Annotated in this window: 9 protein-coding genes; 6 read left to right on the forward strand and 3 right to left on the reverse strand. The window is 43.8% G+C overall.

Annotated features, from left to right (window positions below):
* Positions 1–176: 176 nt before the first annotated feature.
* From AB4114_RS10430 to AB4114_RS10455, 6 genes are all read left to right on the forward strand, one after another.
* On the forward strand, positions 177–4481 hold the full coding sequence (locus AB4114_RS10430; protein WP_441988393.1) for a DUF4838 domain-containing protein: 4305 nt from the start codon (positions 177–179) through the stop codon (positions 4479–4481).
* Between the two features lie 591 nt (positions 4482–5072).
* Entirely contained in the window at positions 5073–5282 is a 210-nt protein-coding gene (locus tag AB4114_RS10435; protein WP_441988394.1) for a helix-turn-helix transcriptional regulator, read from the forward strand.
* Between the two features lie 702 nt (positions 5283–5984).
* Positions 5985–7445: a sulfatase family protein gene (locus tag AB4114_RS10440; RefSeq protein ID WP_441988395.1), complete on the forward strand. Its 1461-nt coding sequence runs from the start codon at positions 5985–5987 to the stop codon at positions 7443–7445.
* A 32-nt stretch (positions 7446–7477) separates the two neighbouring features.
* Entirely contained in the window at positions 7478–8239 is a 762-nt protein-coding gene (locus AB4114_RS10445) for an ABC transporter permease (RefSeq protein ID WP_441988396.1), read from the forward strand.
* Positions 8215–9042 (forward strand): ABC transporter ATP-binding protein, encoded by an 828-nt coding sequence (locus tag AB4114_RS10450; RefSeq protein ID WP_441988397.1) that lies wholly within the window; start codon positions 8215–8217, stop codon positions 9040–9042. Before AB4114_RS10445 ends, AB4114_RS10450 begins: the two co-directional genes overlap by 25 nt.
* Before the next feature lie 53 nt (positions 9043–9095).
* The gene (locus AB4114_RS10455) at positions 9096–10181 is read left to right on the forward strand and encodes an ABC transporter substrate-binding protein (RefSeq protein WP_441988398.1); all 1086 of its coding nucleotides are present in this window, start codon (positions 9096–9098) and stop codon (positions 10179–10181) included.
* 31 nt (positions 10182–10212) lie between these two features.
* Here the strand turns inward: AB4114_RS10455 and AB4114_RS10460 are convergent, their stop codons facing one another.
* From AB4114_RS10460 to AB4114_RS10470, 3 genes are read right to left on the reverse strand one after another with little or no spacing between them, the layout of a single operon-like run.
* A complete protein-coding gene (locus AB4114_RS10460; RefSeq protein WP_441988399.1) occupies positions 10213–10917 on the reverse strand; it encodes a response regulator in 705 nt (234 codons plus the stop codon).
* An 11-nt stretch (positions 10918–10928) separates the two neighbouring features.
* Positions 10929–12428: a sensor histidine kinase gene (locus tag AB4114_RS10465; RefSeq protein ID WP_441988400.1), complete on the reverse strand. Its 1500-nt coding sequence runs from the start codon at positions 12426–12428 to the stop codon at positions 10929–10931.
* A complete protein-coding gene (locus tag AB4114_RS10470) occupies positions 12425–13312 on the reverse strand; it encodes an AraC family transcriptional regulator (RefSeq protein WP_441988401.1) in 888 nt (295 codons plus the stop codon). Before AB4114_RS10470 ends, AB4114_RS10465 begins: the two co-directional genes overlap by 4 nt.
* Positions 13313–13390: the final 78 nt, after the last annotated feature.

Here is a 13390-nt window from a genome sequence, read left to right on the forward strand (position 1 = left end):
AAGCCGATGATGAACAGCAATAATATACAAAAAGATAGCAAGATGCTTCGTAGATTTCCTCTACCCTCGATGGTAACTTTATAGGTAAGTTCGAGCAGAGGATTCGCATTAGCCAAGTGAATGGAGAACTTACTATGTTCGAAAGAAATCGATTTCTTTTTACGAGGAGGAGAATTATGTTGAAGCAAAAGTGGATGTTGTGGACGTTGGTTTTTGCCTTAGTTTTCACTTCAATGGCCGGGTTGCCCAACACTACCACTGCGCAAGCGCCGGACAGTCTGACACGGAGTCAAATCAATCAGGTACAAACGTTGCTAGATTCCTTGATCGGATCAGGGGGTGTTCAGCACCCGCTGTCCAAGCAGCTCGATAACGCATTGCAACAAGCCAAGCATCAGTTAGAGAAAGGCTCGATTGCGCAGGCACGCAAGAAGATGGAAGATTTCCTGAAGCATCTTACCAACGAGGGTATGCAGAAAAATATAACCGAAGCCGCAAAAATCCAGTTGGAGAAAGCGGTTACAGCGGTGCTGGAAGGAGAAGTACCTGCTTCAAATCCGCCGCTATACATCGTCCATGACGGTCAAGCGAATGCGGTTATTGTAAAACCTGAACAGAGCGGCGCAGAAATTAATGAAGCAGCGAACGCGATGTCGGATTACATGGAGCGCTCTACAGGAGTTAAACTCCCGATCAATACCGTTGGTCAGCTTGGGAGTCTAAATTTGGAGCCATCGACAATCCTGCTGCGTATCGGGGAAGGCTCTTATCCCGAGGATCAAGCACTGGCTTCAGAAGTGGCAGCCCTGCATGCGGATGGCTTCATCATCGCTCCATCCGAGACGCAATTAATCATTACGAGCCCGACATCGGTCGGAACACGTAACGGCGTATATGCCTTTTTGGAGAAGTACGTAGGCGTTACATGGCTATTCCCAAGTGATGAGTGGACAGATGTACCACATTTGAATGAACTTGTGATACCGGTGGAACGCTGGAAGGACGAGCCAACTGCCTTCTCGTTGCGGCGATCCATGAATATGAGCGATGGCAATTATGGCGATGTTCGTTATAAGTGGCAACGTGAAAATCGTACACTATCTGCGTCAGAAATCAAACTTGGTCATAATATGTTTACCCTTTTCCCGGTTGCCAAATATGGAGATACGACAGCTTATCCGAACTTCTATCCGAATAATCGACCACCTGCTCCCGGCGCGTACACAGGTTGGCAGCCGTGCTTTAGCAACCCTGCAACAGTCCAGGTAGCGATCGAAAATATTAAGGAGTATTTCCGTAACAATCCCAATGAAATTTCCTTTTCTCTTGTTGTGAATGATTCTAATGGATTTTGTGAGATGAATCCTGCCCATCCCGGTTATCCTGCAAACCCTACAAAAAACTCAGTTGGTCTGCAACATATGTCCGAGATTTATTATAAATGGGTGAATGATGTCGTTAGTGGCGTGGTAGCGGACCCTCTGTATGCCAATAAATGGTTTTCGGTATACGCCTATGAAGCCGTAATCGATCCACCTGCATTTCCTCTACATCCACAAGTTATTCCAGTTGTGACGAAAGATCGTCTAGCTTGGGTAGATGAGGAAGTGGAACAGAAGGGGAAGGCCCAGTTCGATGCTTGGAAAGAGAAGGCGACAACGCTAGGCTGGTATGATTATATGGAAAGCTTTGCCTACCATGCTCCACGCGTTTATCCGCATCTGGTGAAAGACTTATATGATTACGCTGTCGATCATGATGTGAAATTGCATCATTGGGACATGCATCCTGTATTAGGGGATGGGCCTCAGCCATGGATTATTGCCAAGCTAGGCTGGAACGAGAATCAAGACGTAGACGTATTGCTCGATCACTGGTATCAAGCAGCGGTTGGTTCGAAGGCAGCTGCGGATTTAAAGGCATACTTCGAGATGTGGGAGACATTTTGGCGAACAGATGCAAGAGCCTCCTCCTGGTTTCAATCCTCTAAGAATGATGTCTATCTGACGATGAGGAATAGTTCTTATTTATTACTCGCTCAAGATGAATTTTTACAGGGTCGGACTCTACTTGAATCTGTGTTAACCAAGGCGGAGACACCTGAGCAAAAGCTAAGGGCTGAACAGCTGTTACTTCAGTACGAATATTATGAGGCATCTGCTTATTCCTATCAAAGTCAGCGTCAAATCAATAAACCTGACAACGAAGTCGAGGCTTTAGCGATATTGAATGGGTTAGATAACACATTGGAAAGTCGCTTGTCTGCTTCCAAACGCAGAGCGGAGTTTATTCAAGAATTCAGCAAAAATCCAACGCTCAAATATCCAGTTAATCCTGTAACCTATAACGAAGTATGGACGGGGTGGAACGCAAATGAATTCTGGTACACGAAGGATTTTTTGAACTCATGTGTAACATGTAATGTATATAGCGAAATCATGCAAAAACTTCATGCCTTTCAACAAGATATTGCTCGTCCGAATCTTCGTGAATTTGCAAATTTGTTGAATCGTATCGATCTTAAAAATTCCTTAGCCGACAATGCCTCTTTCGAAGATGGTACAGCCACATGGAATTTGTGGAAACCTGATGGTACAGCAAATATCGCAGTCACGAATCAAAACGCAAACAGCGGGTTTAAGAGTTTAGTCTTCACAAATGCCAAACAAGCGGGTGTTTGGAAAAACATTGATGTCAAACCAGGATTGTTGGCAAGCTCTGTTAAATTTTTCACGCCTGCGGGTACAACGAGTCAAGGTACTGTGCAAATTGTGATTGAGCTCCATACAGAAAAAGGAAAGAGCACGTATTTCTCCAAAGCGATGACGTTAGCGGATTATGCAGGGGAATGGACAGAGGTTACCTTCTTCGATGAACTACCTGCCCAGATTGATGGATACGACATCAAGAATATTTTAATTAATACGCAAATTAAAAATGCAACAGATGCAACCGTTTATTTGGACGATATTGGCGTCTATCAAGTGGAGTATGGTGCGGGCGACTTGAAAAATGTGGTTTATAACTACATTAGCGGAGGAAAATTAACATCTACCCAAGCTGGAGCCATGCTGCAGGCGCTGGAAGAAGCCGAGAATGATTTTAATGAAAATAAAATCGAGTCCTATCTAAGCTCGTTGGCTCAATTTATTGCCGAAGCGAAAAGGCTTCTCCTTGATGGCGTGATGACGAAAGTTGATTTTGACAAGTTGGAGACGGAGGCGTATGCCTTAATTAATCGCTACCTTTCATTCGGTTCATTCGACAAGATAATCCGAGCAACGCATCCCGGCACTTTAAAAGTTCCTGTTACCATCACAAACAATAAACCGTATGCCTTATCTGTCGATTTAACAAGTGCTGCAACAAATGGATTGGCGCTTGTCTTTGAGAATCCTGTAACCGTGCCTGCTAATCAATCGGTTAGTGTAGAAGGAACATTGACGATTCCCAATCCATTAGCGGAAGATCATTATGTTATCGATGTAAAGTTGCAAATAGCCGGACAGAATGTATTAAGCACCCACATTGAGATCCTTTACAGTAAAAACTTACTGCTCAATCCCGGGTTCGAGCAAGTGACGAATTCGATCGCTACGGGTTGGCAAGGGACATGGACGACTGGGGAAGCCGCCGTTGCTTCAGGCAACTCTCATTCAGGCAACCGTGCATTAAAGTTAACAAAAGATAGCGGAAATACGCTGGTTAAACAACAAGTTAGTGTGATTGGCGGAGAAACCTACGATCTCTCAGCATGGTTAAAGAGTGAAGTTATCTCACCAGGCAAAACGCAAATAAAAGTGGAGCTTTATAAAGATGTTCTGGGAGTAGCTGGTTACGTTAGCGAATTCAATAGTCAGCCGTATTATAATGTTGCAGAGTGGCAAGAAGCGAAGATGCAGTTTAAAGTACCTGAGAATGCAAATATAGCCGTTATTTATTTACGTGTATTTGGCCCAGGTACGGCATATTTTGATGATGTGGTATTGGAGAAAGTAGAGAGGCCCCAAATCGTTAACTTGTTGACGAATCCCGGGTTCGAGCAAGTGACGAATTTGATCGCTACGGGTTGGCAAGGGACATGGACGACTGGGGAAACATCCGTTACTTCAGAAAAATCCCATTCAGGCAACAACGCATTAAAGTTAATAAAAGCAGCAGCTAGCGGAGGTACTCTGGTTAAACAGCAGCTTCCTGTGAACGGCGGGGAAACCTATGATCTTTCAGCATGGTTACAGAGTGAAGTTACTTCAGCAGGCAAAACGCAAATGAAAGTGGAGCTTTACAAGGATGTTCTTGGGGCAGCTGGTTACGTCAGCGAATTCAATAGTCAGCCGTATTATAATGTTGCAGAGTGGCAAGAGGCGAAGATGCAGTTTAAGGTACCTGAGAACGCCAATATAGCCGTTATTTACTTACGTGTATTTGGCCCGGGTACGGCATATTTTGATGATGTGATGTTGGCAAAAGTAAGCCAATGACTCCGGAATTCGAAGCATCGTCGTGGTTAGATGGCAGGAAACCAGAGATCATTCATTGAACTGTAATAGCTTATTAACGCGTAGCCGCTGTATACGGTCTACGCGTTGTTTGTGTTGTTCGAATAAATTATTTTGAACCCTAGCTTTAGGAGATCGCCACGAGCGTCGTAGTGCCTTTATGCGGTTTTAATCGTCAAGACTGACACTTAAGTTAGGGCTGGTGGTTTTTGGGGATTGCCCCCTCCAATCAAAGCAGCCATCTTATTGTAATACCTCGGATTGTGGCTTGTGAATTCCCGGTGATGATATCGAAAGATGTTCTTGTTATTCGACACACATGAGGTCACAATAAGTGTTTACACGCATTTGCAAGTTTATTTTTTTCTTTTGTGATTATGTATACCATGAAGTTGCTGAATGACTCGGCGGAGTTCCTAACAAAGCAGAAAATTAAGAAGGATGACTTCTAGATGTAGAAAGAGTGGGGCACAACTAACTCGAAAGCAAAGTATTCTATGCAAAGAATACTTGTCATTTTGGACAAGATATGATTATTTTATATTTACATAATTTACATAGAGGTGAGTCAATGTGGGTGAGAAATTCGATTCAATTCTTGCTACAGCACGAAAAGAAATTGGCATGTCCCAGGAAGAGCTTGCCAGGAAGGCTAATGTAAGTCGAGAAACAATCCGCAGCATTGAAAAAGGAACGTCTATTCCAAATGTTTTATTAGCACTAGCTATAGCAGCCATAGTCGGTTTGGCAGTAGACAAATTATTTCGTAATAAAGGAGAGTGAGTTTGATGAATGTTAACACTATTTAAAACAGTTGCTTTAGTCGTAGGTATCATCACAGCAACGAATACAATTGCGCAAAACATTAAACAACTAAAAAGTAGCCTATAAGGAGCGTCGAATGTCTAATGAATAGACTTCAGCTTAGTTCAAGTACCCCTGACTTGGATTTTTCTCAAAAAAAAGCAAACATTCAAGCGGATTATTAAGGTAGCCAAAGGTGTAGGGACATAATGGGGACGAAATTTATCATAGTACATCCTAATTGAGCCAAATAGAACGGAATGCGAACAGTTAAAAACCTTATTTATCAAGGAAGATCAGATTTGATCGGAATATAACTTATACGAGTGTCCATCTTGAGGGGGTGGCGCTCACAAGGCGTGAGGGTTCAAATCCCTCCGACCGCATCCCAGTTTTACATGTAGGAAACCCTTACTTCGGTAAGGGTTTTTTCTGTTTTATGGTTGCTTTTTAATATCTCGATCCCTACTTGCCTTCACTGCTTATGGGCTAGTGGGGATTTTTATTGCCCTCGCTAAGAGGGTTATTTGTCGATTGTGAGATAGCAATTATTCATTATCTCCTGTGAGCCCCTTTGCAAAAAGGTTGAAAAATGTTCAACCTTATTTAGATTGAAAATTATGAATACAATAGATACATATTAATGAAAACCCTTACATCACGAGGAGGAGGATTATACGCATGAGAATGATTTACTTAGATATTGATTCGCTTCGTCCGGATCATATGAGCTGTTATGGCTATAAGAGGCAGACGACTCCGAATATCGATAAAATTGCATCGAAAGGAGTTAGATTCAACAGCTGCTATACGGCTTCGTCGCCCTGCGTTCCATCAAGAGCGAGTTTTATGTCAGGTCGATTCGGTATTAACCATGGGGCATTAACACATTGGGGACCTGGCGGAGAGTTCCAATATCCAGATGGAGATGGACACAGCGAAGAGGTTCCTTTCTTTACAAGGTACCTACGCAACGCTGGGTATAAAACAGTTACCTTCTCTACGTTTGGTGATCGGCATCATGCATGGTGGTATTTCGCAGGTTGGAACGAGGTRCATACGCACTCATTGAAGGAAGGCAACGAGAACGCTGATGAAGTAAATGGTGCCGTAATCCCATGGTTGAAACAACACGGCAAAGAAGAGAATTACTTCCTCCATATCCAATACTGGGACCCCCACACGTTCTACACGTACCCCATCGAGTACATGGAACGTTGGAAGGATGAACCGCTTAAAGAATTTCCGGATGAAGCGACGATCGCGAGTCAACAGCAAGACAGTTTCCCTCGTTCGGCTCAGTTCCTTCACTGGGGCAATAAATTTCCGGCAACAATGCCTGCACAAATTACGAACCGCGCTGATTTGAAGCATGCCATTGATGGTTATGACGGTGGTATCAGCTACATGGATAAGTATGTGGGTGAACTCTTGGATACGCTGAGAGAGCTCGGCATCGAAGATGATGTGTGCTTCATTATCAGTGCTGACCATGCAGAATCCATGGGTGAGCAAGGCATCTATCTTGAGCACGCAAGTGCTACAGAGGCTGTTCATCATATCCCTCTCATCATTAAAGTTCCTGGCGTTACTCAGCCTGGACAAGTTATTGACAGTTTCGTTTATAATGTTGACGTAATTGCCACTATAACGGATATGGTCGGATTGCAAATACCCGTTGGGTGGGATGGCAAATCGTTTCTGTCTACATTGAAAGGTGAGCACTGGCAAAGCCGTGATTATTTGGTTATGGATCACGCGCTATATGTATGCCAGCGAGCTGTGCGTGATGAGAAATGGTACTTCATCCGCACGTATCATCCAGGTATATACCTGCATTTTGATGAAGTGATCTTGTATGACATGGTGAATGATCCAAACCAATTGCGGAACGTGGCTGCTGATTATCCGGAGATCGTAAGAGAAATGGATCACAGGCTCTCTTCTTGGCAGCATGAACAGTCGCGGAAGCCGGGTTATAAAGTAGATCCGATGCAAAAGGTGCTGGAAACCGGTCCATGGAAATACCTAAAACCAGAGGACTGGGTGCGCAGACTAGAGAAGGCTGGATGGCAAAGTGAAGCTAATATAATCAGAAACCAATATAAGAGTGAGGCCCTGCAACCTGCCTATGACGGGTAGCTGTTGAATCAACTTAGAAGGAGTATACTACTATGAATAAGATTCCAAAATGGCTGCTAACGATTATTTCCATCGTTGCCGGGCTTGTCGTATGGTACCTGCTCTCTGCAATACCAAGTGTAGGAGCGATCATAACGACCCCTATTAAAGTGTTGAAAACATTTCAAACTGAAATTGCCAGCGGTCGTATGTTAACGAATGTTTGGGCGAGCCTGCTGCGTGTACTCGGCGGTTTCTCGCTGGGATTAATCGTTGCGATTCCGGTCGCATTTGTCATGGCTTGGTATGCCATTGCTCGTGCCATCGTGGACCCTTGGATCCAATTTTTTCGTACAATTCCGCCAATTGCCCTAATCCCTCTCGTTATCGTATCGCAAGGTGTAGGGGAATCTGCGAAAATCAGTGTCATTTTTGTTTCAACTTTCTTGGTTATGGTGATCTCCATCTTCCAGGGGGTTCGCAATGTGGACCCCACGCTCATACGAGCTGCTAAAGTGCTAGGTGCCACAGATAAACATATTTTCCTAGAAGTGATTGTTCCTGCCTCATTTCCTTATATTCTTGTTGGTGTAAGACTCGGGCTTGCTGCGGCATGGACGACCTTAGTCGCGGCAGAGTTGACAGGAGCTAACAAAGGGCTTGGCAATATGATTATGGAAGCGAGTTTGTATTTCCGTATGGATGTTGTTATTTTAGGAATCATCGTCATAGGCATTATTGGACTTTCAATGGATAAATTCGTTCTCTTCTTGGAAAGGAGGCTGACAGGATGGCAGGAACTGCGGCAGGGATGATTGGAGGGGGTGTGCAACGCGGCTCAGCGTCTAGCAAGATTGAGATTCGCGGACTCTCTAAGGTATACAATGGACGCAATGGCGAGACAATTGCACTTCAGAATACAGACCTCTCTATTATGGAAAATGAGTTCGTTTGTGTTGTAGGCCCGAGCGGTTGCGGCAAAACGACGCTGCTAAACATTATTGGCGGCTTAGAAGAAGCGACATCCGGCTCAGTCAAAGTCGATGGTGTAGAAGTCAAAGGTCCAGGTAAGGAGCGCGGCGTGGTGTTTCAGCAGTACGCGTTGTTCCCTTGGAAAACTGTACTGAAGAATATCGAGTTTGGTTTGAAACTGCGTGGATTAAACAAGCAGGAACGTCTTGAGCGGGCAGAGCATTATTTGGAACTGGTTGGATTGAAAGATTTTGCCCATGCGTATCCTAAGGAGCTGTCAGGCGGGATGAAGCAGCGTGTAGCTATCGCTAGAGCTTATGCTGTCGAGCCTGAGGTACTGCTCATGGATGAGCCATTTGGTGCATTGGATGCTCAAACCAGAGCGCAGCTGCAGGAAGAACTGCTTAAGACTTGGCAGAAGGAAAAGAAAACTTGTTTTTTCATTACACACGATGTGGAAGAAGCCGTCATTTTGGCACAGCGAGTCATTATAATGAGCGCTAGACCTGGGCGTATTAAAGAAATTATTGATGTAGACATCCCTTACCCGCGAGATCAGTCAACGAAACTGGATGAACGCTTCGTTCGGATCAAGAACGAAATTTGGTCTAAAGTTTACCAAGAGTATTTAGAGGTATCTAAATAAGGGACTTATTCGTAGAAAGCTGAAGATACAGAAGACATAGGGAGGGTATTATCATGGTTAGTACAATTAAATCGTTGCCAAAGCTTTCTGTTACTGCAGCATTATTCAGTGTCGTTCTTCTTTTAAGCGCTTGCGGTTCAAGCGGTGGCTCCTCAGCTGTACAGACATCTAGCCCGCAAGGTTCGTCGCCAGTCACTACACCGGTTCAAGCGAAGACGGAAGCGAAAGTACAGACCATTAATTTTGGATATATTCCGGATATGGGCGGAGCGGCTCCAGTGGCAATTGGAGAAGAGAAAGGTTTCTTCAAAGAGGAAGGCATCAAATTGAATGCGATTAAATTTCTAAGCGGGCCTCCCGAGTTTCAAGCTATGGCCTCTGGCGATGTAGACATTGCCTATATCGGACCTGGCGCTGCGTTCTTGTCTGCCCAAGGTCAAGGAAATATTATCGGACTTATCTCGCTAGGAAAGAGCGATATGGTTTTTGCAACGAAGAAATCAGGGGTTCAAGATTGGAAAGGTCTTAAAGGAAAAACAGTTGGTGTGCCAAAAGGGACCTCAGGTGAAATGGTTCTTAATTTAGGACTGGAAAAAGCGGGACTGAAACCAAGTGATGTGAATATCGTCAATATGGATGTCGCAGGTGCGGTTACAGCTTATGTGGCAGGTAAAGTCGATGCCGTAGCCATCTGGTCTCCTTATACGGTAGAAATTGAAAAGCAGATCGGTAAAGAAAATATGATCAAGCTAGGCGATAACAGCAGCTTCTTCCCCGACTACAGTTTCCCGGCCAGCTGGGTTGTGAGTCCTAAATTTCTGAAAGAAAAGCCAGAGCTTGTAGAGAAATTTATGAAAGCAATGAACAAAACAACAGATTACAAAATCAGTCACATTGATGAAGCGGTCAAACTGACTGCGGCATATACTCAAGTGCCAGAAGATAGTCTTAAGCAAGAATTAGACTCCCGTGAGTGGATCGACAGCAAGAAGCAAGCTGAGGTGTTTAAGGATGGCTCGGCCAAGAAGTGGTTCGACAACTTGCAAAAACTGTTTGTTGACAATGGTAAGTTAACAAGTGTTGTTCCATCGGAAAACTTCTTGACGACAGGTCCAGCAATCAAAGCCGTTCAGCCATAAAGGAGACTAAGCATAAAGCAAGAGGAGGGCTTCATAGCCCTCCTCTTGCTTTATGTATGAATGGCGTTATGTTTAACTCGCGAAGCATAGCCGTCACTTCTTTCGTCCGCTTTTTGTTGAACTTTTTTAAAATCATATTAATTTGCGATTTGATCGTCGAAAGTTCAACTTGACGCTCTTTAGCAATTTCAGTAATTTTCATCTCTTTGAGCAATAGTTCCAGAATCGACAGTTCAGAAGGAGTCATCTGAGAGATAATCAGGGTGGCCATCAGCAGAGTTTCCTGATTTCGCCTTATGCGAGAAAATTCATTTTTGATTTTATAGGCGAACTCAGGACGTACTTGTACATTTCCAGCATACGACGATCGAATACTCTGAATAATGGCGTTGCTTGAGCTTGTTTTGAGCACATAATCGACTGCACCTGTTTCGAAAGCACTGAAAACCGTTTCGTCGTCCTCATGAACGGTAAGGAAAATGATGCGTACCKGTGGGTACTGGTCGAGAACCTTCTGGGCTGTAATGATCCCATCATGCTTCATGTCCATCTCGATATCCATCAAAATAATGTCAGGTGCGCCAACTTGATTCAACAATTGCAGCACTTCCTTGCCACTTGCGGCTTGGCCAATGACGGTTAAATCCTCTTCTTCAGCAATCAAGCTGCAGAAGTGCTCTCTCAAAACATCCAGATCCTCAGCAACGATGATTCGAATATTTGCTGCCATGTTCATCAACCTTTCTCTTATTTTGTTTTCAATACATATAAAGGAATAATCAGTTGAAATGTACTACCTGAACCTGGTTTACTCTCAAGGTGAATCCGTCCATAATGGCCTAGCACAATGTGTTTTACGTAAGACAAACCAACGCCCCAATTTTTATTTGTATTCTTGTTCGTATAGAAAGGATCGAAGATATGCTCCTGCAAATGCTCGGGAATACCTGAGCCGTTATCGGCAATTTTCAAAATAACCCAATTATCCTCCACATAAACAATCATTCGAATGAGTCCTGACTGGTCAGCTTCAATGGCTTCAATGGCATTCATCAGCAGGTTGTAGATGACTTCAGACATATGCTCAAAATCGGCTAATATCATCGGATCTGTTCCCAGCGATTCATATTCAATCTCGATATTAGAAGGAATTTTTGGCATTCTATCGAGGGTGTACTGAATGAGTGCTTGAACGGAATGAGGCTTCAATTGTAGATGGCTTGTTTTAAAAGATTTATATAATTGATCAAGTCGGCCTAACGTTTGATTGACGATTTCATCGGCTTTCGTCAGATTCTTTTCTAAGGATTTCCGGTCATCATGCCCAGCCTGTACACTTTGATTGGCTTGCTTAATGAGTAAGTCGATCATGATTAATTGGTTTTTTAAAGCATGAGTAAAAACTTGAGCCCCCATGTTGGCAATATTAAGCTTTCGCTCCAACAATAGATCTTCTTTGCCCATTTTCATTTCGATCTCCGTATATTGCCAGATTGAAATAATGCTGAATAACGATAACACACCGGTTAATCCTATACTCACATACCACTCTAAAAGCGTGAGAGGAGGGTTAAAGTTGGAAAAATCGGAATATAGTACGTAAAATGTACGGACATCGAAAACCTGTAAAGGACCCATAAAGCCAAGGTAAAAATAGAACAAAACAAGCGAAAATACACCCAATATAACGAACTTGCTTTGTCGTTTCACCCAAGGGATTGTGACGCGCCTATATTTCCATATGAGTACGTAAATAGCTGCTGAGACAAACAAAACGAGCCAACCACGCGTAACCCAGCCAATGATATAGGTGTGTTTACGATCCATGGAAGTAAGCACCCATTTGTAGATGATCGGATCATAGAAAATGAGATTGGCCAGTGACGGTAGGAGAGTAAAGACATAAATGCTCCACATGCGTTTGGTGGGTTTATAAGCCATGAATGAAATGGACAGGCCGATTAAGCTGAAAACAAACAACGAGCGCCCCGCCGTAAGCATTCGGCTGATCCCTTCGATTTTTATCGGTGCGTTAAGCAGGAGATTTCGAATCGAATCGTTAAAAAACAAAACAATATTAATGCGGTAGTAGAACCCGCCGTATTTGGCGATAAATAGAATCAACCCAAACATACTCAAAAACCAGCCTACGAGTACGAAACCCATCCAATAGGCGGAAGGATTACGTGCTTTGGCTATAAATAGTGTAATCGCAGCAACCATAAGTAAAATAAGCAGAATTGTCATAGCATCACCTGATCGTATTTTTCTAGGTCACAATGCTTGTCCCTGTAGTGTTTAGGAGCTGTTCCGTAAAACAAAGTGAAGGCTCGTGTAAATGCGAACAAATCGCCATATCCGAGGGAGAGCGCGATTTCCGTAATGGAGTAAGTGGATTCGAGCAGCTGTCGCCGAGCTTCTCTCATACGGAGCCGTTGTAAATAATTAGAGGGATTTGTATTCATATGTTTGCTGAATGCTTTCGAGAAGTGTGAACGAGATATACCCAGCCAATCGGATACTTGCTCTACCGTAATTCCTTCGGCAAAATGGACGTCCATGTATGATTTTCCGCGCTCGAGCCAAGTCGGCAGTGAATGACTTGAACTTGAATCGTTAGAGGATGATGTAACAACCAAAAGGTGAAGGAATTCCATCAATCTACCGGCTAGCAGCAAAGGTTGATCCAATTGTTGAGCGATGAGCTCACGGATGGTATCTAGGATAGCAATAAGCTCCCGTGTGACCCCGTTATGAATATAAGGATGCACAGCGGATAGCTGGGTAAGTTGAAGCTGAGCGGCTGCAAGCGGTCCATGGAATGCGATCCATGCCATTTGAAGTTCGGTCCCGCTAGGGTTAATTTCGTACTCGTAGGTTTCATCCGGATGCATGCAGAACAAATCGCCTCTCTTCAGAACAACCTTATCTCCACGAAAGCTAAGGTGAAGCTCGCCGCTCAAAATAATATGAAGACTGTAATAAGTAAAATGGCGCGGTCCCACTCTGTAGGTTGATTTGGCGCGATTGCGCCCGGAAGTCAACACCCAAACACCTATCTGCCTCTCTAACGCAGATGGGATATGAGGTATCATTTCATAGAACTCTGCCCCGTTTTCTTGCCATGCCAATCCAAGTTCCTCCTTTTCGCGTGATCACACAAATAGATAAATGCAATTACTGCATTATAGCATGTTCATAAGATTATT

The organism is Paenibacillus sp. 2RAB27 (assembly GCF_052115445.1).
Classification (GTDB): domain Bacteria; phylum Bacillota; class Bacilli; order Paenibacillales; family NBRC-103111; genus Paenibacillus_E.

What these genes read in the sequence shown, in the direction of transcription:
- AB4114_RS10455 (WP_441988398.1), top strand. Translation starts at nt 9,096, where the DNA reads ATGGTTAGTACAATTAAATCGTTGCCAAAGCTTTCTGTTACTGCAGCA.
- AB4114_RS10450 (WP_441988397.1), top strand. Translation starts at nt 8,215, where the DNA reads ATGGCAGGAACTGCGGCAGGGATGATTGGAGGGGGTGTGCAACGCGGC.
- AB4114_RS10430 (WP_441988393.1), top strand. Translation starts at nt 177, where the DNA reads ATGTTGAAGCAAAAGTGGATGTTGTGGACGTTGGTTTTTGCCTTAGTT.
- AB4114_RS10465 (WP_441988400.1), bottom strand. Translation starts at nt 12,428, where the DNA reads ATGACAATTCTGCTTATTTTACTTATGGTTGCTGCGATTACACTATTT.
- AB4114_RS10445 (WP_441988396.1), top strand. Translation starts at nt 7,478, where the DNA reads ATGAATAAGATTCCAAAATGGCTGCTAACGATTATTTCCATCGTTGCC.